This window comes from Streptomyces sp. NPDC002793 (genome assembly GCF_040295485.1).
In the GTDB taxonomy this organism is placed as follows: Bacteria; Actinomycetota; Actinomycetes; order Streptomycetales; family Streptomycetaceae; genus Streptomyces.
Genome location: NZ_JBEOVL010000030.1, coordinates 13,642 through 35,870 on the forward strand (window position 1 = coordinate 13,642; position 22,229 = coordinate 35,870).

Genomic DNA, 22,229 nt, shown 5'->3' on the forward strand with positions numbered 1-22,229 from the left:
CAGTGGTTCAGGACCCGCCGGGGTGATCGTGCGACACCCCGGCGGAGCCTCCGTCAGGCCACCTCGACCAGCTCGGCCGGGCCCCGGAAGGCGCGGCGGTAGGCGTTCGGGGTCGTTCCCAGGGAACGTACGAACTGATGGCGCAGCGCCGCGGCGTTCCCGAAGCCGGTCTGCCCCGCGATCGTGTCCACGGTCGCGTCCGAGGTCTCCAGCAGGTGCTGCGCCAGCAGCACCCGCTGCCGGAGCAGCCAGCGGTACGGGGTGGTGCCGGTCTCCTGCTGGAAGCGGCGGGCGAAGGTCCGGGGCGACATGTGCGTCTGTGTCGCCAGCTGTTCGACGGTCATCTCCTGGTCGAGGTGGCGCTCCATCCAGGCGAGGGTCTCGCCGACCGTGTCGCACCGGGTGCGGGGCAGCGGGCGCTTGATGTACTGCGCCTGGCCGCCGTCCCGGTGCGGCGGGACCACCATGCGCCGTGCGATGGCGTTCGCGACGTCGGGACCGTGCGCCTGGCGGACCAGGTGCAGGGCGGCGTCGATGCCCGCGGCCGTGCCCGCCGAGGTGATGACCGCGCCCTCGTCCACGTAGAGCACGTCCGGCTCCACGACGGCCTTCGGGAAGCGGCGCGCCAGCTCGTCGGAGTGCCGCCAGTGGGTGGTGCAGCGGCGGCCGTCCAGCAGTCCCGCCTCACCGAGGACGAAGGCGCCGGAGCAGACGCTCAGCACGCGCGCGCCGCGTTCGACGGCCCGGCGCAGGGCGTCCAGGGCCTCCTCCGGGTACGTCCGGTCCACGAAGTGGCTCCCGGCGGGCACGACGATGAGGTCGGCCTCCTCCAGTCTGTCCAGGCCGTAGGGGGTGCTGATGGTGAACCCGGCGTGCGTCCGCAGCACCGGGCCCTCCGCCGAGACGACCGCGAAGTCCTGGACCGGCAGCCCGTCCTCGGAGCGGTCGAGCCCGAACACCTCGCACACGACGCCGAGTTCGAAGGGGTGGACCTCGTCGAGCAGCAGAGCGGCGACATTCTTCAGCATGAGCTCAGTGTGGCAGTAATTCGAGGGTGTGTGACAGTCCTGCCACTGCCGAATCTCTGGCACGCCGACGACAGTAGAGCCATGAACACATTCATGAACTACCTGGCCGTAGCGGTACTTTTCGCCCTCGTCCTGCTGCCCGCGCTCGTCGGACTCGCGCGGGAGCGCCGCATCGACCGCGAGCTGCGGGACGCGCGACGGGACCAGGAGGCGACGCCGCCGCGTGAGGCGGGCGCCGCGCAGCCGGTCGTGGTCACGCGGCGCCCGTACCTCAGGTCCTGGGCGCGGATCTAGAAGTCGTCGTCGAAGCCGACGGAGCCCTCCACCGCCACCTGGTAGGCGGAGGGGCGGCGCTCGAAGAAGTTGGTCAGCTCCTGCACCCCCTGGAGCTCCATGAACGAGAACGGGTTCTCCGAACCGTAGAGAGCGGGAAAACCGAGCCGGGTGAGCCGCTGGTCGGCGACGCACTCCAGGTACTGGCGCATCGACTCGGTGTTCATCCCCGGCAGGCCCTCGCCGCACAGGTCGCGGCCGAACTGCAGTTCCGCCTCGACGGCCTCCTTCAGCATGTCGGTGACCTGCTGCTGGAGGGCGTCGTCGAAGAGGTCGGGCTCCTCCTTGCGGACGGTGTCCACGACCTCGAAGGCGAAGTTCATGTGCATCGTCTCGTCACGGAACACCCAGTTGGTGCCCGTGGCGAGACCGTGCAGCAGGCCTCGTGAGCGGAACCAGTAGACGTACGCGAAGGCGCCGTAGAAGAACAGCCCCTCGATACAGGCGGCGAAGCAGATCAGGTTGAGCAGGAAGCGCCTGCGGTCGGCCTTCGACTCCAGCCGCTCGATCTTCTCGACCGAGTCCATCCACCGGAAGCAGAACTGCGCCTTCTCGCGGATCGACGGGATCTCCTCGACCGCGTCGAAGGCCGCCGCGCGGTCCTCCGGGTCCGGGAGGTAGGTGTCGAGCAGCGTCAGATAGAACTGGACGTGCACGGCCTCCTCGAACAGCTGGCGTGACAGGTAGAGCCGCGCCTCGGGTGAGTTGATGTGCTTGTAGAGCGTCAGCACCAGGTTGTTGGAGACGATCGAGTCGCCCGTCGCGAAGAACGCGACCAGCCGGCCGATCATGTGCTGCTCGCCGGGGGTGAGCTTGGCGAGGTCGGAGACGTCGGAGTGCAGGTCGACCTCCTCCACCGTCCAGGTGTTCTTGATCGCGTCCCGGTAGCGCTCGTAGAAGTCCGGGTAGCGCATGGGGCGCAGGGTCAGTTCGAAGCCCGGGTCGAGCAGGTTCTTGGTCTCGTTCGTGCTCGTCACTGGCAGGCCTCGCAGGACTCGGGGTTTTCGAGGGAACAGGCGATCGCGTCCGCGTCGGGGGCGGAGGCCTGCTGCACGGGGATCGGGGCAGCGGCGGCGGCCGTCCCGGACGCCGCGCGGGCGATCCGGGTCGCAGGGCGCGAGCGCAGGTAGTACGTCGTCTTCAGCCCTTGCTTCCAGGCGTACGCGTACATCGAGGAGAGCTTGCCGATCGTCGGCGTCTCCAGGAACAGGTTCAGCGACTGGCTCTGGTCGAGGAACGGCGTACGGGCCGCCGCCATGTCGATCAGACCGCGCTGCGGGATCTCCCACGCCGTGCGGTACAGCGCCCGCACGTCCTCGGGGATCCAGGCGAAGCCCTGGACCGAGCCGCTCGCCTCCCGCAGCGCCTCGCGGGTCCGGGCGTCCCAGACGCCGAGCTTCTTCAGCTCGTCCACCAGGTAGGCGTTGACCTGGAGGAACTCACCGCTGAGCGTCTCGCGCTTGAAGAGGTTGGAGACCTGCGGCTCGATGCACTCGTACACGCCCGCGATCGAGGCGATGGTGGCCGTCGGCGCGATGGCGAGCAGCAGCGAGTTGCGCATCCCGCTCTTCGCGATCCGGGCGCGCAGCGCGTCCCAGCGCTCCGGCCAGTTCAGCTCGGTGGCGTAGTGGTCGGGGTGCAGCACGCCCCGGGCCGCGCGGGTCTCGGACCAGGCGGGCAGCGGGCCCGACCGCTCGGCGAGCGAGCAGGAGGCCTCGTACGCGGCCAGCATGATGCGCTCGGAGATCCTCGTGGACAGCGCGCGGGCCTCGGCGGAGTCGAACGGCAGCCGCAGCTGGAAGAAGACGTCCTGCAGGCCCATCGCGCCCAGACCCACGGGGCGCCAGCGGGCGTTGGACCGGCCGGCCTGCTCGGTCGGGTAGAAGTTGATGTCCACCACCCGGTCGAGGAAGGTCACCGCCGTACGGACGGTGGCGTCCAGCCGCTCCCAGTCGATGGTGCCGTCGGCGACGAACGCCCCGAGATTGACCGACCCGAGGTTGCAGACAGCCGTCTCGCCGTCGTCGGTGACCTCCAGGATCTCGGTGCAGAGATTCGAGGAGTGCACGACGCGGCCCGGCTCGGCGGTCTGGTTCGCGGTCCGGTTGGAGGCGTCCTTGAACGTCATCCAACCCTGCCCGGTCTGCGCGAGCGTCCGCATCATCCGCCCGTACAGCTCACGGGCCGGCAGGGTCTTGCGGGCGAGCCCCTTGGCCTCGGCGGCCCGGTACGCGGCGTCGAACGCGTCGCCCCACAGGTCCACCAGCTCGGGGGTGTCCGCCGGTGAGAAAAGCGACCAGTCGGTGTCCGCGTCGACGCGACGCATGAACTCGTCCGGGATCCAGTGCGCCAGATTGAGGTTGTGCGTACGCCGCTGGTCCTCGCCGGTGTTGTCGCGCAGCTCCAGGAACTCCTCGATGTCCGCGTGCCAGGTCTCCAGGTAGACGGCGGCGGCACCCTTGCGACGGCCGCCCTGGTTGACCGCGGCGACCGAGGCGTCGAGCGTCTTCAGGAACGGCACGATGCCGTTGGAGTGCCCGTTGGTGCCACGGATGAGTGAACCCCGGGCACGGATGCGGGAGTACGAGAGGCCGATGCCGCCCGCGTGCTTGGAGAGGCGCGCCACCTGGTGGTAGCGGTCGTAGATCGAGTCGAGCTCGTCCAGCGGCGAGTCCAGCAGGTAGCAGGAGGACATCTGCGGGTGGCGCGTGCCGGAGTTGAAGAGGGTGGGGGAGGAGGGCAGGTAGTCGAGCCGGCTCATCAGGCCGTACAGCGCGGCCACTTCCTCCAAGGCGCGCTCGGAGGTGTCCTCGGCGAGGCCGGCGGCGACACGCAGCAAGAAGTGCTGCGGGGTCTCCACGACCTCACGGGTGAGCGGGTGGCGCAGCAGATAGCGGCTGTGCAGGGTCCGCAGCCCGAAGTAGCCGAAGCGGTCGTCGGCGCCGTCGGCGAGCGCCTGGTCGACGAGCGCGTCGAGGGCGGTGGCGTGCAGCGTGACGAACTCGGCCGTACGGTCCGCGATCAGGCCTTCGCGGTGTCCGACGGCGACCGATGCCGAGAAGGAGACGGCGCCCTGGCCCGCGGCCTCGTCCGCGACGGCCCGGGTGAGGAGCCGGGCGGCGAGCCGGGAGTAGGCCGGGTCCTCGGAGATCAGGCCCGCGGCCGCCTCGGTGGCCAGCGAGCGCAGCTCGGCCTCGTCCGACCGTGCGTTGCGGCCGCGCAGCGCGGCGGCGGCCACCCGTCCCGGGTCGGTGTCGGGCAGATCGGCGGCGAGGTCGGTCAGGGTCCGCAGCAGCGCGGTCCCGGGGGCGTCGGTCGTACGGCCTTCGGGTTCCGCGGCTGAAACCGGATCGGCGGGCGCGATGGTCACTGGGGGCTATCCCTCGCTCGGCTCAGGGCCTGCGGGAGCGGGGCAGCCGGGCACGGCGGCGCCCGGGGGAGGGGGCAGCACGGCGCACGGCGTCCACCGGCCCTCCGCGGGGCCCGGACGTCTCGGCGTCCGGTTCGGTCGAGCCGGACGCACTGTCGACAGGTCTTCGGACTTCGGGATGCGCGAAAGCACACCGATCACACCGTTGCGGGACAGTTCCGGATTCACACCGGATTCCCCTGCGGCGACAGCGAGGTCGAGCATACATGTGGGGGCTGCTTATCGAAGCAGCCCCCACATGTTGTGTCGTGGTGGGTCAGAGCTCCAGCCGGAACGTCAGGAGCGGTAGGTCCGGCAGAGGGCACCAGTCCCGCTCCGGGGTCCGTACGAAGCCGAGACGCCGGTATATCCGGTGGGCCCCCAGCATGGACCGCTGCGTCGACAGGACGACCCCATGGAGCCCTCCGGCAGCTCGTGCCCGGTCGATACAGGCCCGTACGAGCGCCTCGCCCGCACCACGTCCACGCGCCTCCGGCGAGACCGCCAGCATCCGGAACTCGGCCTCGTCCTCCCCGGCGATGTCCGCCCAGGGGCTGCCGGGCGCGACGTACGTGACGCCCCCCAGCAGGCGGCCGCCCGCGTCCTCGGCGACCAGCACCTCGGCCTCGGCCGCTCGCCGCTCCACCGCGCGGAGCTGCTCCAGGTAGGGGTCCTCGGCGCCGAAGTCCAGCAGCCCGTCCCCGAGATACGCCTGCGCGGTGATCTCGCCGAGCTCCTCGAACTGAGCCGGCCGGACCGGTCCGATCGATACGTCCATGGGCGCAGTCTGCCGCAGCCGAGATGTGCGCGCCCCCGATTTCCGGCCCGCCGCCGCATGGCCCACCGCCGCATGGAACGGCACCGCATGGAACGACGCCGTCCCGGCAGGGCGGACCCTGCCGGGACGGCGTCACGCCGTGGAGGTCAGTGACCGCCCGGCGCACCCGCCGTGGCCGGCGGGAGTTCGGCCTTGACGCCCGGGTCGCCGACGTCCGCCGTGTAGTCGGACGGAGAGGTCTCGTCCACTCCGGCCGGGGCCTTCATCGCGTTGAGGACGAAGGTCAGCACGACCACGACCACGAGGTTCAGCACGAACGCGGTGAGCCCGATGTACCCGATCTCGCCGATGCCCGGGATCTCCTTGGAGGACCCGCCGAAGTGCTTCTGCGTCGGGCTGGCGACGCCGTACGCGGCCACCGTGCCGTAGATCATGCCGACCGCCCAGCCCGCGATCAGGGCCCAGCGGTGGAACCACCGGGTGAACAGGCCGCCCACCAGGGCCGGCATGGTCTGGAGGATCCAGATACCGCCCAGCAGCTGGAAGTTGATTGCGACCGTCTTGTCCATGGTGAGGACGAAGGCCAGCGCGCCGACCTTGACCAGCAGCGAGACCAGCTTGGAGATCTTGGTCTCCTGGGCCGGGGTCGCGTCGGGCTTGATGAAGTCCTTGTAGATGTTGCGGGTGAAGAGGTTGGCCGCGGCGATCGACATGATCGCGGCCGGCACCAGGGCGCCGATGCCGATCGCGGCGAAGGCCACGCCCGCGAACCAGTCGGGGAACATGTTCTCGAACAGCTGGGGGATCGCGAGCTGGCCGTTGTCCACCTTGATCCCGGCGGCGATCGCCATGAATCCGAGCAGGGCCAGCAGACCCAGCATCAGCGAGTACAGCGGCAGGATCGTGGTGTTGCGCCGGATCACCTCACGGCTGCGGCTGGAGAGCGTCGCCGTGATCGAGTGCGGGTACATGAAGAGGGCCAGGGCGGAGCCGAGAGCCAGCGTGGCGTAGCCCCACTGGCCCATGTCGCCGGGCACGAGCGCACCGCGCGGCTGCCCCGTCGCCTCGTTGGTCTGCGCGAACGCCTCGCCCGCCTTGGCGAAGATGTCGTCGAAGCCGCCGAGCTTGATCGGGATGTAGATGATCGCCACGGCGATGACCAGGTAGATCAGCCCGTCCTTGACGAACGCGATGAGCGCGGGAGCGCGCAGCCCCGAGGAGTAGGTGTACGCGGCGAGGACGGCGAAGGCGATCAGCAGGGGCAGGTCCTTGATGAACCAGTGCGTGGTCTCGCCGCCGCCGACGCCCATGACGTCCAGCACGGCCTGGATGCCGACCAGCTGGAGCGCGATGTACGGCATCGTGGCGAGGATGCCGGTGAGGGCGATCGCCAGCGAGAGCCCCTTCGAACCGAAGCGGCCACGGACGAAGTCCGAGGTGGTGACGTAGCCGTGCTTGTGCGACACCGACCAGAGGCGCGGCAGGAAGGTGAAGATCAGCGGGTAGACCAGGATCGTGTACGGGACGGCGAAGAAGCCGGCCGCGCCCGCCGCGTAGATCGCCGCGGGCACCGCGACGAAGGTGTACGCCGTGTAGAGGTCGCCGCCGAGCAGGAACCAGGTGACCCAGGTGCCGAACGACCGTCCGCCCAGGCCCCATTCGTCGAGGCTCGCCTCGTTCTCGGCCTTGCGCCAGCGCGCTGCCATGAATCCGATGACCGTGACGGCCACGAAGAAGAAGATGAATACGGCGAGTGCGACGCCGTTCACGCCGTCCTTCATGCCGACGCACCCCCCTTGCGGGCGCGCTGGTCACGCTGCCACAGCTTGTACGCGATCATGGTGAGAGCGGTCGAGATGACCACCCAGAGCATCTGGTACCAGTAGAAGAACGGGATGCCGATGAAGGTCGGTTCGACCCGCGCGTACGAACTGACCCAGAGCATCGCCACGAACGGGGCGATCAGGCAGAGCCCGATGATCACCCTGGTGGGTGTCACCGTCGGTGGTTTCGTATCGTTTTCCTCTGGCATGTGGCGGCTCCGTCCCCTCGCTGATCACCTGTTGCAACGCGCAGGAAATCTAAGCGAGAGTTCCGACCACCGTCACCCCCCGTCCGCATTGCGGTCCTGCAACGGTCCGGTGTGGCCCGAAATGACTGATCCCCCTGCGGCGGCAGGGGGATCATGAGGTGTCAGGCGCCCGGCGCCGTCTCAGTCGTTGGGACGCTTGAGCCGGGCGACGAACTTGTACCGGTCGCCCCGGTAGACCGAGCGCACCCACTCCACCGGTTCGCCGTCCCCGTCGATCGAGTGCCGGGACAGCATGAGCATCGGAAGGCCCACGTCCGTGCCGAGCAGTCCCGCCTCGCGCGGTGTGGCGAGCGAGGTCTCGATGGTCTCCTCGGCCTCGGCGAGCCGGACGTCGTACACCTCGGCCAGGGCCGTGTAGAGCGAGGTGTACTTCACCAGTGAACGCCGCAGCGCGGGAAAGCGTTTGGCCGACAGATGAGTGGTCTCGATGGCCATCGGCTCACCGCTGGCGAGCCGGAGCCGCTCGATCCGCAGCACCCGCCCTCCCGTCGTGATGTCCAGCAGCCCGGCGAGCGTGTCGTCCGCCGTGACGTAGCCGATGTCCAGCAGCTGGGACGCGGGTTCCAGGCCCTGGGCGCGCATGTCCTCGGTGTACGAGGTCAGTTGCAGGGCCTGGGAGACCTTCGGCTTGGCGACGAAGGTGCCCTTGCCCTGGATGCGCTCCAGCCGGCCCTCGACGACCAGCTCCTGGAGCGCCTGGCGCACGGTGGTGCGTGAGGTGTCGAACTCCGCGGCCAGGGTCCGTTCGGGTGGCACCGGGGTGCCGGGTGGCATGGTGTCCGTCATCTCCAGGAGATGGCGCTTGAGTCGGTAGTACTTCGGGACACGTGCGGTACGCGCTCCCGGGCCCGCACCGGTCTCGCTCGTACTGCTGCCCCCGTCGGCACCCATGGCCCGCCTTCCCGACTGCTGCGTTGCTGCCGTCACCGGCTCCTCCGTCTGTCGCGGCTCACATGGTGGCACGGTCCCGTCACGGGTCGTCGCCCTCCCTCAGGTGTCGGTCCGATAACGGACGCGAGTGCACTTCTTATACACCCTTGACACCCCTATAGGTCTAGGCCAAGCTCCCGGTACTGGTCTAAACCATTAAAGGCCAGGTCCCAGCCCCAGCAGTACTACTCGTCGGTGTCTTCGCGGTGGGCGGGGGGTTGCAGCACCCTGAGGAGGGTTTGGCGTGAAGCGCAAGCTCATCGCGGCGATCGGCGTCGCGGGCATGATGGTCAGCATGGCAGCGTGTGGCTCCGACGACGGCGGCGACAGCGGCAAGAAGTCCGGACCGGACAGCTACAAGGGCGAGACCCTGACCGTCTGGGCCATGGACGGTTCCACGCCCGAGCAGTGGCAGAAGGACCTGTCCGCCGAGTTCGAGAAGAAGACCGGCGCCAAGGTCAAGTTCGAGGTGCAGGTCTGGAACGGCATCCAGCAGAAGCTGACGACCGCCCTCTCCGAGGAGAACCCGCCCGACGTCTTCGAGATCGGCAACACCCAGACCGCCGCCTACGCCAAGACCGGTGGTCTCGCGGACCTGGGTGACCTCAAGTCGGAGATCGGCGGCGACTGGGCCGCCAACCTGAACGAGGCCGCGGTGGTCGACGGCAAGCAGTACGCCGCCCCGTGGTACTTCGCCAACCGCGTGGTGATCTACAACAAGTCGGTCTTCGCGGAGGCGGGCGTCACCGACACCCCCAAGACCCGCGACGAGTTCTTCGCCGCCCTGGACAAGATCAAGGCCAAGGGCAAGGCCGAGCCGCTCTACCTGCCCGGCCAGAACTGGTACTTCTTCGACGGTCTCACCATCGGTCAGGACGCGGACCTCATCAAGAAGGACGGGGACAAGTGGGTCTCCAACCTCGCCGACCCGAAGATCGGCGCGGCGATGGACCTCTACAAGAAGTACCAGGGCTACTCCAAGGCGCCCAAGGACAAGGACGAGGCCACCCCGCAGCAGGCCGACATCTTCGCCAAGGGCAAGACGGGCGCCTTCATAGGCATGGGCTGGGAAGCCGGCACGGCGATCAAGGCCAACCCGGCCATCGAGAAGGAGATCGGCTACTTCACCATCCCGGGTGAGACCGCCGAGAAGCCCGAGGGCGTCTTCCTCGGCGGCTCCAACCTCGCCGTCGCCGAGGGCAGCGCGAAGCAGGACCTCGCCAAGGAGTTCCTGAAGCTCGCGCTCTCCGACAAGTACGAGGGTCAGCTCGCCAAGCTGAACGGCATCATCCCGAACAAGGAGTCGCTGAACTCCAACCTGGTCGGCAACCCGGTCGCCGAGGCCGCCGCCCCGTCCGCCAAGTTCGGCGGCACCACGCCGCTGATCCCCGAGTGGGCCGCGGTCGAGAACGCTCCCAACCCGATCAAGACCTTCATGACGGCGGTCCTGAACGGCAAGTCGAACGCCGAGGCCGCCAAGCAGGTCGAGGAAGAGTTCAACGAGCGCCTCGCGCAGAAGCAGTAAGGCCGAAACGCCGGGGGCGGACTCCTGTGACGGAGTCCGGCCCCGGCCGTGTCCCATGGTGCCGAGAAAGAGATGGCGAGCATGACCGTGCAGACCGAACGGCCGCCCTCCGGGCCGACGGAGGTTACGAAGCGGCCCGACTCCGGGCCGGACAAGCCCCGGGGAGCCGGAAGACGGGCCGTGTCGGCCCCGTATCTGCTGCTGCTTCCCCCCGTGGCCGTGACCCTGGTGTTCCTCGGCTGGCCCGTGGTCAAGAACACCCTGCTGTCGTTCCAGAACCTCAACATGAGGCAGCTGATCCAGCACCTCACCGAGTGGAACGGGATCGACAACTACACGGACATCCTCGGCAGCGAGGAGTTCTGGAACGTCACCGGCCGGTCGATCGTCTTCGCCGGCACCAACGTCGTCCTGATCATGCTGTTCGGCACCCTGATCGGCCTCCTGTTGGCCCGGCTGGGCAAGCGCATGCGCGTCACCCTGCTCGTCGGACTGGTACTCGCCTGGGCGATGCCGGTCATCGCCGCGACCACCGTCTACCAGTGGCTCTTCGCCTCACGCTTCGGTGTCGTCAACTGGGTGCTGGACGCCATCGGCTTCCACTCCATGGCCGAGTTCAACTGGACCGGCAGCCAGTTCTCCACCTTCTTCGTGATCACGGTCCTCATCGTGTGGCAGTCGATCCCGTTCGTGGCGATCAACCTGTACGCCGCGACGACGACGATCCCCAAGGAGCTCTACGAGGCCGCCTCGCTGGACGGCGCGGGCCCCTGGAAGAGCTTCACCTCGGTCACCATGCCCTTCCTCAAGCCGTTCCTCCTCGCGACCACGTTCCTCGAGGTCATCTGGGTCTTCAAGGCCTTCGCCCAGGTGTTCGCGATCAACGAGGGCGGCCCGGACCGGCTCACCGAGATCCTCCCCGTCTACGCGTACATCGAGGGCATCGGCAACCAGCACTACGGCATGGGCTCGGCGATCGCGCTGCTCACCATCGTGATCCTGCTCCTCCTCACCTCGTACTACCTCAGGATCGTCTCCAAGCAAGAGGAGGACGAGCTGTGAAGCGCTCGGCTTCGTCCCGGTTCAGCCGTATCTGGCCCAACGTCACGGCGGTCCTGCTGGTCATCGGCTTCGTCTTCCCCGTGTACTGGATGTTCGCGACGGCCTTCAAGCCGACGCCGGACATCGTCTCCGAGGACCCGGTCTGGTTCCCGACCGACATCACGTTCCAGCACTTCCGTACGGCCGTCGACGCCGAGAACTTCTGGACGATGGTCCGGAACTCGCTCACCGTCACCGTGCTCGCCGTGGCCTTCTCCCTCATCCTGGCGCTCGCGGGATCGTTCGCCCTCGCCCGGATGCGCTTCAAGGGCCGGCGGGGGTTCATCATCGGCTTCATGGTCGCCCAGATGGCGCCCTGGGAAGTCATGGTCATCGCGATCTACTTCATCGTGCGCGACACGGACATGCTCAACAGCCTGATCCCGCTGACGCTCTTCTACATGGTCATGGTCCTGCCCTTCACCCTCCTGACGCTGCGGGGCTTCGTCGCCGCCGTGCCCAGGGAGCTGGAGGAGTCGGCCATGGTCGACGGCTGCACCCGGCCCCAGGCCTTCGTGAAGGTGATCCTGCCGCTGCTGGCCCCCGGGCTGATGTCCACCTCGCTGTTCGGCTTCATCACCGCGTGGAACGAATTCCCGCTGGTCCTGGTGCTCAACAAGCAGGCCGAGGCGCAGACCCTGCCCCTGTGGCTCTCCCAGTTCCAGAGCCAGTTCGGCGACGACTGGGGCGCCACGATGGCCGCGTCCTCCATCTTCGCCATCCCGATCCTCGTCCTCTTCGTCTTCCTGCAGCGCAAGGCCGTCAGCGGTCTGACCGATGGCGCAGTGAAGGGATAACACGGCTGCCATGACCACCCTCGTATCGACCACCGACACCCTCACCCGTGACGCGCTCGCCGTGCTCCAGCCGGGCTTCACCGGCACGAGCGCCCCGGACTGGCTCCTCCGCCGGGTCGGCGAGGGCCTCGCCTCCGTCGGGTTGTTCGGCCGCAACATCCACTCGCCCGAGCAGCTCGCCGCGCTCACCGCCCGTCTCCGGGCCGAGCGGGACGACGTGCTCGTCGCGATCGACGAGGAGGGCGGTGACGTCACGCGGCTGGAGGTCCGCAGCGGATCCTCCTTCCCCGGAAACCTCGCTCTCGGCGCGGTGGACGACGTGGATCTGACCAGGGCCGTCGCCCGGGAGCTCGGCCGCCGGCTGGCCGAGTGCGGGGTCAATCTCAACTGGGCGCCGTCCGCGGACGTCAACTCCAATCCGGGCAATCCGGTCATCGGTGTGCGTTCCTTCGGCGCGGACACCGGGCTGGTCGCCCGCCACACCGCCGCGTACGTCGAGGGGCTCCAGGCCGCCGGTGTCGCCGCGTGCACCAAGCACTTCCCCGGGCACGGGGACACCGCGGTCGACTCCCACCACTCGCTGCCCCGCATCGATGTGGATCTGGACACCCTGCACGCCCGTGAGCTGGTGCCTTTCCGGGCCGCGATCGCAGCGGGTTCCAAATCGGTGATGAGCGCACATATCCTGCTTCCCACGCTCGACCCGAACCGGCCGGCCACGTTGAGCCCGCGGATCCTCACCGGTCTGCTGCGCCAGGAGCTGGGCTACGACGGTCTGATCGTCACCGACGGCATGGAGATGGACGCCATCGCCGGCACGTACGGCATCGAGCGTGGATCCGTCCTCGCCATCGCCGCGGGCGCCGACGCCATCTGCGTCGGCGGCGGGCTCGCCGACGAGGACACCGTGCTCCGGCTGCGCGACGCGTTGGTGACGGCGGTGCGGACGGGTGAACTGCCCGAGGAGCGGCTGGCCGACGCGGCCGCACGGGTACGGGCCCTCGCGTCCTGGACGCGGAGGGCCAGGGGGGCTGCCACGGAGCCGGGCGCGGACGTGCAGGAGGGGACCGCGCCCGGCACCGGAGCCGGCATCGGACTGGTCGCTGCCCGCCGTGCCCTGACGGTCACGGGCGCCGCCGAACCCCTGAGTGAACCCGCCTTCGTCGCGGCGTTCAGTCCGGTCGCCAACATCGCGGTCGGCGACGAGACCCCGTGGGGCGTCGCGGCCGAGCTGACCCGGATCCTGCCCGGCACGGAGACGGACACCTACGGCAGCGGGAGTGCGTCACCGGCGGCCGAGGTGCTGCGGGCGGCGGGGGAGCGGCGCATCGTCGCCGTCGTCCGTGACGTCCACCGGCACGTGTGGATGAGCGAGGCCCTGGACGCCGTGCTCGCGGCGCGGCCCGACACGGTCGTGGTCGAGATGGGCCTGCCCGAGGCTCCGCCCAGGGGAGCGCCGCACATCGCCACGCACGGCGCGGCACGGGTGTGCGGGGTCGCTGCCGCGGAGGCGGTCACCGGCACGGTTTCCTGAGCCCCGGAGGGGCGACGTGCGAGGGCCGGGTCCACCGTCATGGGTGGGCCCGGCCCTCGCACGTACAGGAGTTCTACAGGCCCTGCCACCGCGGCTTCGCCGCGTACGTGGCGCGGAAGTAGTCCGCCAGCTTCAGCTTCGACGCCGCGGCCTCGTCGACCACCACGGTGGCGTGCTGGTGCAGCTGCAGCGCCGACGCCGGCACGACCGAGGCGACCGGGCCCTCGACGGTGAGGGCCACCGCGTCGGCCTTGCCCTCGCCGGTGGCCAGCAGGATCGGGTGGCGTGACTCCAGGATCGTGCCGATGCCCTGGGTGATGACGTGGCGGGGCACCTGCTCGATGTCGTCGTCGAAGAAGCGCGCGTTGTCGATCCGCGTCTGCTCGGTCAGCGTCTTGATGCGGGTGCGGGAGGCGAGCGAGGAACAGGGCTCGTTGAAGCCGATGTGACCGTCGGTGCCGATGCCGAGCAGTTGGAGGTCCACGCCGCCCGCCTCGGTGAGCGCCTTGTCGTACGCCTCGCAGGCCGCCTGCACGTCCTCGGCCGTGCCGTCCGGGCCCATGAAGGACTTCTCGGACAGGCCGAGCGGCTCGATGACCTCGCGCAGCACGACCGAGCGGTACGACTCGGGGTGGCCGGCGGGCAGCCCCACGTACTCGTCGAGCTGGCAGATGCGGGCGCGTGCTGCGTCCACGGCGCCGGAGCGGACCTTCGCGGCCAGGGCCTGGTAGATGGGCAGCGGGGTCGAGCCGGTGGCAACGCCGAGCAGGGCGTCGGGCTTGCGGCTCAGCAGGGCCGCGATGGCCTCCGCGATGAGTTCGCCGCCTGCCGTGGCGTCCGGGACGATGACAACTTCCACGCTGTGCCTGCCGATCTGGAGAGTGGCGTCATGTGGTATAGACCAATCTTGAGGCTCAATCTAGCAGAACGACGCGGCCCGGAGGTGAACCGGTCGCGTGTGCGTCACTGCTTGTCGCCCTGTCGGCGGACGGCCTCGGCGGCCGGGAGGGGGGGGAGGGGAGCCTCGGAAATACCCGCGGGCCGCGGCGCCGGGACGGGACCCTCGGCCCGTCCGGCACCGCAGCCCGGAGCTGCTCGGCCGGCGGTGTGCGGTGCCTCCGGCCACGTGAGGCACCGGCGCGGTCAGGGCAGAGAGCGCCGGATGCCTCGGTCCGCTCTCCTGTGCGGGGAGAGCGGAGGTCTTTCGCGGGGCCACGCTCTTCCTGCCGTGTCCCTACGTGCTGCATTGTGGACTAGACCATTAGGCCGTGTCCATCGGTCGGTGAGGACCTTCTCCGCGCGGTCCGTCCCCCCACAGTGTCACGTATGCGGGGACCGTTCGGTTCGGAACCTCTTCCTCCGCGCGGGTACGCTCGCACACGTGCCCTCCATGAACGACCTCGTCCGCCAGCACACCGCCCTGAGTGACACCGACCTCGAGTGGCTCCACCTGCTGGTCTCGGAGTGGCAGCTGCTCTCCGACCTGTCCTTCGCTGACCTCGTCCTGTGGGTGCCCACCCGCGACGGGACCCGCTATGTGTCCGTGGCGCAGATGCGGCCCAACACCGGCCCCACCTCCTACCAGGACGACATGGTCGGCCACCTCGTGCCGCGCGGCCGCCGGCCGCTGCTGGACGCCGCGCTGGACGAGGGCCGCATCGTGCGAGAAGGGGACCCGGAGTGGCGGGAGGAGGTGCCCGTACGGGTCGAGTCGATCCCCGTGCGGAGGGAGGGGCGGGTCCTCGGTGTCATCGCCCGGAACACCAACCTCCTCACCGTGCGCACGCCGTCCAGGCTGGAGCTCACGTACCTTCAGTCCGCCTCCGACCTGGCCCAGATGATCGCCGCCGGATCCTTCCCGTTCCCCGGCCAGCAGGTCGACATGGACGCATCACCACGCGTCGGTGACGGGCTGATCAGGCTCGACGCCGACGGCGTCGTCCAGTACGCCAGCCCCAACGGCCTCTCCGCCTACCACCGGCTCGGCCTGGCCTCGGACCTCGTCGGCCACAACCTCGGCGCGACCACCGCCGAACTCGCGCCCTCGCGCGGCCCGGTGGACGAGGCGCTGGTCAAGGTGGCGAGCGGCTACGCGCCCCGGGAGTTCGAGGTCGAGGGGGCCGGCGGGGTCATCCAGCTGCGCGCGATCCCGCTCAAGCCCAAGGGGGTGCGCATCGGTTCGCTGGTGCTGCTCCGCGACGTCACGGAACTGCGCCGCCGTGAGCGGGAATTGATCACCAAGGACGCCACCATCCGGGAGATCCACCACCGGGTGAAGAACAACCTCCAGACCGTGGCCGCCCTGTTGCGCCTCCAGGCGCGCCGGATGGACTCGGAGCGGGGCCGTGAGGCGCTCAACGAGGCCGTGCGGCGCGTCGGTTCGATCGCCATCGTCCACGAGACGCTGTCCCAGAATCTGGACGAGCGCGTCGAGTTCGACGAGATCGCCGACCGGGTGATCGCGATGGTCGCCGAGATCTCGCCCGGCAAAGTCACCTGCCGCCGCACGGGGCGCTTCGGGATCCTCGATGCGGAAGTGGCCACTCCGCTCTCGATGGTGCTCACCGAGGTGCTGCAGAACGCGCTGGAGCACGCGTTCACCGTGGCCGAGCGCGGCACGGTGGAGGTGTCCGCGGTGCGCGGTGGGTCACCGTCCGAGGGCCGGCTGCTGATCACCGTCACGGACGACGGGCGCGGGCTGCCCGAGGGGTTCGATCCCCAGCGCGCCGGCAATCTGGGGCTGCAGATCGTGCGCACGCTGGTGGAGGGCGAGCTGGGCGGCACCTTCGGTATGGTCCCGGCCCCGGTGCGCGGCACACAGGTGGTGCTCGACATCCCCGTACGGAACGACAAGTAGCACAGAAGCGACAAGTAGCACAGAGCAGTGGGCCCGGACCGTGGTGACGGTCCGGGCCCACTGTGTGGTGCTCACGGTGCGATGCGCTTCGGGGGTACTGCGCGCTGCGACTCGAAGGCGGGGCTGTGCGTACGCTCTGTACGCGCCGCCGGGCTGAGGCTCGTGGTGCGGGGGGCTTCGGTCAGGCGCTGGCGTTACGCGCCCGGTTGCGAGCGGCGCGGCGCTTCATTGCCCGGCGCTCGTCCTCGCTGAGGCCACCCCAGACGCCGGAGTCCTGGCCGGACTCGAGCGCCCACTGCAGGCACTGCTCCATGACGGGGCAGCGACGGCAGACGGCCTTGGCTTCCTCGATCTGCAGCAGCGCAGGACCGGTGTTGCCGATGGGGAAGAACAGCTCGGGGTCTTCCTCACGACAAACGGCGTTGTGACGCCAGTCCATGGCTGCTACCTCTCCTTGGTATTACATGCTGGTGCTTGTGAATGTGAACGCTTTCACGAATCCCCCCGCAGACGAAGGTCCGACGCCCAGATGGACTGGATGTGGTCCTGTTGTGGTGAGGAGGGGTTCTGGCTTTCAGTGGAGGCCGATGTTGCGGGCCGTCCCGATCGCCATGTAGAGATTCGCAAACCTCGGCGGCGGATACAACCCCTTCTGGAAAGTTTTTTTTGATTCCTCGGTGTCGACTAGGTCACAGCCGTACTTCTAAGGGGTGGGGGCCAGCCCAAACGTTCGAGTTAAAGGACTTTCGCCCCTTCCACTCACACAATCACACGCAGTGCACGGCGTACGCCTGTGAACGTCACGCTCGTACGCAGTCCCAGGTGGTCACCGTCCATCTGGAAGGGGAGCGGCGCCTTTGAATGCAAGGTGAAGTCCGTGAGGTCGTGCATGGAGACGGCGTGCTTACCGTGTGGTCCCCTCTCCGGACTGGAAGTGAGCAACTGGGTGGCGTACCGGGCCACCGCGGGGGTGGTGAGACGCTTCAGTCCGAGGATGTCCAGGCCGGTGTCGAAGGACGCCTTGGGGGCGGCGTACATCGGGCGATTCCCCAGGTAGGTCCAGGGTGCGGTGTTGCAGACGATGGACAGTGCGAGGTCGGTGACCGGGGTCCGGCCGGGCACGTCCAGCGTGATCAGCCCGTTGCGCCGGTGCGGCTCCTCCAGGAACTGCCGGACCACCTGGCGCACGTACAGCGGGTGGGTCGAACGCTTTCCGAGTTCGCGCTTCTGTTCGACCCGGCCGAGGACGCCCGCGTCGAACCCCAGTCCGGCGCAGAAGGTGAACCAGCGTTCCGGGACGGCCTCGTCCGTCGTCCCCGAGGTGCCGACGGCCAGACCGAGGCCCACGGTGCGCTCGCTGCGGTCGGCCAGGGCGTCCAGGATGGCGCCGGTCGCCTCCACGGCGTCGTTGGGGATGCCCAGGGCGCGGGCGAAGACATTGGTGGAACCTCCAGGGACCACGGCCAGGCTCGGCAGGCCCTCGGGGTCGGGGCCGCGGTGCAGCAGGCCGTTGACCACCTCGTTGACCGTGCCGTCGCCCCCGAGCGCGACCACCAGGTCGATGTCGTCGGCGTCTGCGGCCCGTCGTCCCAGGTCCCGGGCGTGCCCGCGGTACTCCGTGGTGACGGCCTCGATCTTCATCTCGCTCGCCAGGGCGTGGATCAGCACGTCACGTGTCCGCGCACTGGTAGTGGTGGCAGCTGGGTTGACCACGAGGAGTGCGCGCATGCCCGCCAGAGTACCTACCGCGCGGTACCGGGCCGAAGCCGTGATCCACCGGTCCCTGAGCGGTCACACGGTGTGACCGCCTCGCGGCGGGGACCCGCCGTGGCCCCGGCTTCGCGTCCGGCGGGCGGGGATGCGAATCTGAAAGGCGTGAGCACTCAGCAGAACACGCCTTCTCCCTCGCCCTCGGCCGGCCCGGAGAAGCCGGGCCGGATCGCCGCCCTGGCCGCACTCAACGCGCTCGAAGGCGCGGCGCTCGCCGTCGGCGGGATCTACATGCTGGCCGTCGGGCTCTTCGGGCGGCCGGACAGCATCCAGCAGGCCGAGATGGGCGGACTCACGCTGGTGGCACTCGGCCTGATCCCGCTGTTCGCCGCGCGCGGGCTGCTGCGCCGGCGCAGCTGGAGCCGTGGCCCCGCGCTCATCACCCAGCTCATGGCGCTGCCGGTGGCCTGGACGCTGCTGCGGTCCCAGGGGGCCCTGATTCCGGCGGGCATCGTCCTGGCCGCAGTCGCCGTGACGGCCCTCGTGCTGGTCATGGACCCCGCGACCACGAGGGCGCTGGGCATCCGGGGGCCGCGGACGACCCCCGACGCCTGACCTGGTGCCGCACCCGGTGCGGCTCTACTCCTCCACCAGCAGTCGCTCGCGCAGCTGCGCGAGCGTGCGGGCCAGGAGGCGGGAGACGTGCATCTGGGAGATGCCGACCTCCTGGGCGATCTGCGACTGGGTCATGTTGCCGAAGAAGCGCAGCAGCAGGATCCGCTTCTCGCGCGGCGGGAGGTCCTCCAGCAGCGGCTTGAGCGACTCGCGGTACTCGACGCCCTCCAGCGCCTCGTCCTCGGAGCCCAGCGTGTCCGCGACCGCCGGTGACTCGTCGTCCGTGTCCGGGACGTCCAGGGAGAGCGTGCTGTAGGCGTTGGCCGATTCGAGCCCCTCCAGGACCTCCTCCTCGGAGATGCCCAGGCGCTCGGCCAGCTCGTGCACGGTGGGGGAGCGTCCGTGCTGCTGGGAGAGCTCGGCGGTGGCCGTGGTCAGCGACAGCCGCAGCTCCTGGAGGCGCCGCGGGACGCGCACCGCCCAGCCCTTGTCCCGGAAGTGGCGCTTGATCTCGCCGACGACCGTGGGGGTCGCGTACGTCGAGAACTCGACGCCGCGGTCCGGGTCGAACCGGTCCACCGACTTGATCAGGCCGATGGTGGCGACCTGGGTGAGGTCGTCCAGCGGCTCACCGCGGTTGCGGAATCTGCGCGCCAGGTGCTCCACGAGCGGCAGGTGCATCCGGACCAGCCGGTTGCGCAGCTCGGCCTTCTCCGCCGATCCGTCGGGAAGCTCCCGGAGCTCGATGAAGAGCGCCCTCGCCCCACTGCGGTCGTGTGGATCGTGATGCTTGTGTTCGCTCATCTGGCCCGCCCGCTCCGACTGCGCATGCTCCACCGCGGCCGGACGGCCTTGCGCGCCGTCCGCCCCGCCTTCCGGATGCGGCCGGGCCTGCTGCTCCGGGAGCGCTGCGGGGCGCACCGCCCCCGACCGGATCGTCTCGTCCCGCACAGGACCGTCCCCGTTCCCGTCGCTCACGCCGGCCCGGGTCCCGCGCCGCGCTGTTTGTAGAGACTGATGCTGACCGTACGGTCGTCCGCGACCGTGGAGTCGACCTTGCCGGCCAGCGCGGAGAGCACCGTCCAGGCGAAGGTGTCGCGCTCAGGGGCGCGGCCGTCCGTCGTGGGGGCCGAGACGGTCACCTCGAGGGAATCGTCGACCAGTCGGAAGACGCAGCTGAGGACGGAGCCCGGCACGGCCTGCTGAAGCAGGATCGCGCAGGCCTCGTCGACCGCGATGCGAAGATCCTCGATCTCGTCGAGAGTGAAGTCCAAGCGCGCTGCGAGGCCGGCCGTGGCCGTACGCAGCACCGACAGGTAGGCACCCGCAGCGGGCAGCCGGACCTCTACGAAGTCCTGGTTCCCGGGCTCGCCTGCGATCTGGGACACCCTCACCTCCAAGGTGGCACAAACTCGTTCGAGGCTCCGGGACGGGTGCCCGGGGCCGTGCGGTCCGTCGTCGGTTCCGTGGTTCCGCGACGCTGTCGCGACCCATGATGCCGTGTCGCCGAGACCACACCCTCATGATTACTCATGGTAAGCATATGAGTACACACAGTGGCTAGGGGTCTGCGGCGGTCAATTGCGAAGAACCGGCGCCGGTTTGACGTACCCAGGCGTCAGACGATCGAACCGTCCACGAAGCACCAGCGCCAGCTCTCCGCGCATTCGAAGCTCCGCATCACCGGGTGCCCGGTCGCCTCGTGATGTGCCGTCGCGTGCTTCAGCGGCGAGGAGTCGCAGCACCCGACGTGTCCGCAGGTGAGACAGAGCCGCAGCTGCACGGGATGGGTGCCGGCCGCCAGGCACTCCGGACAGGTCCCGCCGAGCGGGGTGGGCTCGGGGCGCGGCAGTTCGGCAACGTGGACGCACTCACTCATGATGGCCACGTTACGTCGGATGTGAGGACTGTGGGATGGACGCATTGCCGCTGGTGGCGCTCGTCGCGGTGAGCGCGGCGGTCGCGGGGGCCGCCCGCCGGACACCGGTGCCCGCGCCACTGCTGCTGGTCGCCGCCGGGCTGCTGGCCTCGTACCTGCCGGGAGTGCCGGACTACACGCTGGACGCGCACATCGTGCTGCCCCTGCTGCTGCCGCCGTTGCTGTACACGGCGGCGGTCGACAGCTCGTACCTCGATCTGCGGGCCAATCTGCGGCCGGTCGCCCTGCTCTCGGTCGGGTACGTGCTCTTCGCGACGGTCGCCGTGGGGTGGCTGGCCCATCTCCTGGTGCCGGGCCTGCCGCTCACCGCCGCACTGGTGCTCGGCGCGGTGGTCGCCCCGCCCGACGCCGTCACCGCCGCGGCGATCGCCCGGAGGGTGGGCCTGCCCGCCCGGGTCACCACGATCCTCCAGGGCGAGTCCCTGGTGAACGACGCCACCGCGATCACCGCCTTCAAGGTGGCCCTCGCCGCGGCCGTGGGCGAAGGGATGAGCTGGGGCGCCGGAATCGGCGAGTTCGCGCTGGCGTCCGTCGGCGGCGTCGGCGTCGGCCTGCTGCTCATGGTGCCGTTGCACTGGCTGCGTACGCACCTCAAGGAGGCGCTGCTCCAGAACACCCTGTCGCTGCTGATCCCGTTCGTCGCCTACGCGGCGGCGGAGAGGGTGCACGCCTCCGGGGTGCTCGCCGTCGTCGTCGTGGCGCTCTACCTGGGGCACCGCTCCTGGCAGGTCGACTTCGCGACCCGGCTCCAGGAGGCGGCGGTCTGGAAGATGGTCGCGTTCGTCCTGGAGTCCGCGGTGTTCGCGCTCATCGGCCTGCAGCTGCCCTTCGTCCTCAAGGGCCTGGGCACGTACGGCGTGGCCGAGGCCCTCGGCTACGCGGTCCTGGTGTTCGTGGCCGTGGTCGTGGTGCGCTTCGTCTGGGTGTATCCGGCGAGCTACCTGCCGCCCCGGCTCTCCCGGCGCATCAGGGAGCGCGAGGGGGTGCCACCGTGGACCTCGTCCCTGATCGTCGGGTGGGCCGGCATGAGGGGGGTCGTCTCGCTCGCCATCGCCTTCTCCATCCCCATGGTCACGCACGACGGCGAGGACTTCCCCGCGCGCAACCTGGTGCTGTTCCTGACCTTCACGACCGTCATCGGCACGCTGGTCGTCCAAGGGCTGAGCCTGCCCCTCCTGGTGCGGGTGCTGAAGCTCCCGAAGCGCAGTGCGCGCGCCGAGACGCTGGCCGAGGCGCAGGCGCAGAACGAGGCGTCCACGGCAGCGGACGCACGGCTGGAGGCCCTGTCGGAAGATCCGCGCAACGCGCTGCCCGACCCCCTCACCCAGCGGCTGCGCGCCGTCATGGAACGACGGCGCAACGCCGTGTGGGAGAGGCTCGGCGCGGCCAATCCGGTCACCGGGGAGTCGGCGGACGACACCTACCGGCGACTGGCGAGGGAGATGATCGCCGCCGAGCGAGAGGTCTTCGTGCGCCTCAGGGACGAGCGGCGGATCGACGACGAGATGCTGCGTGCCCTGCTGCGGCGGCTGGACCTGGAGGAGGCCGCCGCCTACCGGGAGACGGACGGCGCGTGAGCGC

The 22,229-nt window shown here is 69.6% G+C and carries 21 protein-coding genes and 1 riboswitch; of the genes, 8 read left to right on the forward strand and 13 right to left on the reverse strand.

Features of this window, described 5'->3' with window-relative positions:
• Positions 1 to 53: 53 nt before the first annotated feature.
• Positions 54 to 1,028 (reverse strand): GlxA family transcriptional regulator, encoded by a 975-nt coding sequence (locus tag ABT001_RS25455; protein WP_351281723.1) that lies wholly within the window; start codon positions 1,026 to 1,028, stop codon positions 54 to 56.
• 81 nt (positions 1,029 to 1,109) lie between these two features.
• Between ABT001_RS25455 and ABT001_RS25460 the strand changes: the two genes are divergently transcribed.
• Positions 1,110 to 1,322, forward strand: a complete 213-nt coding sequence (locus tag ABT001_RS25460) for a hypothetical protein (protein ID WP_351281725.1) — start codon at positions 1,110 to 1,112, stop codon at positions 1,320 to 1,322.
• Here ABT001_RS25460 and ABT001_RS25465 read toward each other — a convergent pair.
• The 6 genes from ABT001_RS25465 to ABT001_RS25490 form a co-directional block, all read right to left on the reverse strand.
• Entirely contained in the window at positions 1,319 to 2,275 is a 957-nt protein-coding gene (locus ABT001_RS25465; RefSeq protein ID WP_502967520.1) for a ribonucleotide-diphosphate reductase subunit beta, read from the reverse strand. The two genes, ABT001_RS25460 and ABT001_RS25465, sit on opposite strands and share 4 nt — an antisense overlap.
• A 59-nt stretch (positions 2,276 to 2,334) precedes the next feature.
• Positions 2,335 to 4,731 carry a ribonucleoside-diphosphate reductase subunit alpha gene (locus ABT001_RS25470; protein WP_351281731.1) on the reverse strand — a complete coding sequence of 799 codons (2,397 nt, stop codon included), beginning with the start codon at positions 4,729 to 4,731 and terminating at the stop codon, positions 2,335 to 2,337.
• 140 nt (positions 4,732 to 4,871) lie between these two features.
• Positions 4,872 to 4,995: riboswitch (cobalamin riboswitch) on the reverse strand.
• A 52-nt stretch (positions 4,996 to 5,047) separates the two neighbouring features.
• Positions 5,048 to 5,548, reverse strand: coding sequence for a GNAT family N-acetyltransferase (locus tag ABT001_RS25475; RefSeq protein WP_351281733.1), 501 nt, complete (start codon positions 5,546 to 5,548; stop codon positions 5,048 to 5,050).
• A 146-nt stretch (positions 5,549 to 5,694) separates the two neighbouring features.
• Positions 5,695 to 7,329, reverse strand: a complete 1,635-nt coding sequence (gene mctP, locus ABT001_RS25480) for a monocarboxylate uptake permease MctP (protein WP_351281735.1) — start codon at positions 7,327 to 7,329, stop codon at positions 5,695 to 5,697.
• Entirely contained in the window at positions 7,326 to 7,580 is a 255-nt protein-coding gene (locus ABT001_RS25485) for a DUF3311 domain-containing protein (RefSeq protein ID WP_351281737.1), read from the reverse strand. The genes mctP and ABT001_RS25485 overlap by 4 nt, the downstream gene beginning before the upstream one ends.
• A gap of 180 nt (positions 7,581 to 7,760) precedes the next feature.
• On the reverse strand, positions 7,761 to 8,531 hold the full coding sequence (locus tag ABT001_RS25490; protein WP_351281890.1) for a GntR family transcriptional regulator: 771 nt from the start codon (positions 8,529 to 8,531) through the stop codon (positions 7,761 to 7,763).
• Positions 8,532 to 8,814: 283 nt separating this feature from the next.
• Between ABT001_RS25490 and ABT001_RS25495 the strand changes: the two genes are divergently transcribed.
• The 4 genes from ABT001_RS25495 to ABT001_RS25510 all read left to right on the forward strand — a co-directional run bounded on the left by ABT001_RS25495 (position 8,815) and on the right by ABT001_RS25510 (position 13,527).
• Positions 8,815 to 10,095, forward strand: a complete 1,281-nt coding sequence (locus ABT001_RS25495) for an extracellular solute-binding protein (protein ID WP_351281739.1) — start codon at positions 8,815 to 8,817, stop codon at positions 10,093 to 10,095.
• Positions 10,096 to 10,176: 81 nt separating this feature from the next.
• Positions 10,177 to 11,157, forward strand: a complete 981-nt coding sequence (locus tag ABT001_RS25500) for a carbohydrate ABC transporter permease (protein WP_351281741.1) — start codon at positions 10,177 to 10,179, stop codon at positions 11,155 to 11,157.
• 29 nt (positions 11,158 to 11,186) lie between these two features.
• Complete coding sequence (locus tag ABT001_RS25505) at positions 11,187 to 11,993, forward strand: carbohydrate ABC transporter permease (protein WP_451127433.1); 807 nt, start codon at positions 11,187 to 11,189, stop codon at positions 11,991 to 11,993.
• Between the two features lie 10 nt (positions 11,994 to 12,003).
• Positions 12,004 to 13,527, forward strand: a complete 1,524-nt coding sequence (locus ABT001_RS25510; protein WP_351281745.1) for a glycoside hydrolase family 3 protein — start codon at positions 12,004 to 12,006, stop codon at positions 13,525 to 13,527.
• Positions 13,528 to 13,600: 73 nt separating this feature from the next.
• On the opposite strand, the gene nagB is transcribed toward ABT001_RS25510, so the two are convergent.
• Entirely contained in the window at positions 13,601 to 14,386 is a 786-nt protein-coding gene (gene nagB / locus ABT001_RS25515; protein ID WP_351281747.1) for a glucosamine-6-phosphate deaminase, read from the reverse strand.
• Between the two features lie 531 nt (positions 14,387 to 14,917).
• On the opposite strand from nagB, the gene ABT001_RS25520 reads away from it, so the two are divergent.
• Positions 14,918 to 16,384, forward strand: a complete 1,467-nt coding sequence (locus ABT001_RS25520) for a sensor histidine kinase (protein ID WP_351281892.1) — start codon at positions 14,918 to 14,920, stop codon at positions 16,382 to 16,384.
• 181 nt (positions 16,385 to 16,565) lie between these two features.
• Here the strand turns inward: ABT001_RS25520 and ABT001_RS25525 are convergent, their stop codons facing one another.
• Positions 16,566 to 16,823 carry a WhiB family transcriptional regulator gene (locus ABT001_RS25525; RefSeq protein WP_003953983.1) on the reverse strand — a complete coding sequence of 86 codons (258 nt, stop codon included), beginning with the start codon at positions 16,821 to 16,823 and terminating at the stop codon, positions 16,566 to 16,568.
• Between the two features lie 320 nt (positions 16,824 to 17,143).
• On the reverse strand, positions 17,144 to 18,112 hold the full coding sequence (locus tag ABT001_RS25530; RefSeq protein WP_351281750.1) for a diacylglycerol/lipid kinase family protein: 969 nt from the start codon (positions 18,110 to 18,112) through the stop codon (positions 17,144 to 17,146).
• A 147-nt stretch (positions 18,113 to 18,259) separates the two neighbouring features.
• Between ABT001_RS25530 and ABT001_RS25535 the strand changes: the two genes are divergently transcribed.
• Positions 18,260 to 18,709: a hypothetical protein gene (locus ABT001_RS25535; protein ID WP_351281752.1), complete on the forward strand. Its 450-nt coding sequence runs from the start codon at positions 18,260 to 18,262 to the stop codon at positions 18,707 to 18,709.
• 24 nt (positions 18,710 to 18,733) lie between these two features.
• Here ABT001_RS25535 and ABT001_RS25540 read toward each other — a convergent pair whose 3' ends face one another.
• From ABT001_RS25540 to ABT001_RS25550, 3 genes are all read right to left on the reverse strand, one after another.
• Entirely contained in the window at positions 18,734 to 19,687 is a 954-nt protein-coding gene (locus ABT001_RS25540; RefSeq protein ID WP_351281755.1) for an RNA polymerase sigma factor SigF, read from the reverse strand.
• A complete protein-coding gene (locus ABT001_RS25545; protein ID WP_003966375.1) occupies positions 19,684 to 20,097 on the reverse strand; it encodes an ATP-binding protein in 414 nt (137 codons plus the stop codon). The genes ABT001_RS25540 and ABT001_RS25545 overlap by 4 nt, the downstream gene beginning before the upstream one ends.
• Before the next feature lie 230 nt (positions 20,098 to 20,327).
• Positions 20,328 to 20,588, reverse strand: a complete 261-nt coding sequence (locus ABT001_RS25550) for a UBP-type zinc finger domain-containing protein (protein ID WP_351281758.1) — start codon at positions 20,586 to 20,588, stop codon at positions 20,328 to 20,330.
• Positions 20,589 to 20,623: 35 nt separating this feature from the next.
• Here ABT001_RS25550 and ABT001_RS25555 point away from each other — a divergent pair, with 35 nt between their 5' ends.
• Positions 20,624 to 22,225 carry a Na+/H+ antiporter gene (locus ABT001_RS25555; RefSeq protein ID WP_351281761.1) on the forward strand — a complete coding sequence of 534 codons (1,602 nt, stop codon included), beginning with the start codon at positions 20,624 to 20,626 and terminating at the stop codon, positions 22,223 to 22,225.
• The last annotated feature ends 4 nt before the right edge of the window (positions 22,226 to 22,229 follow it).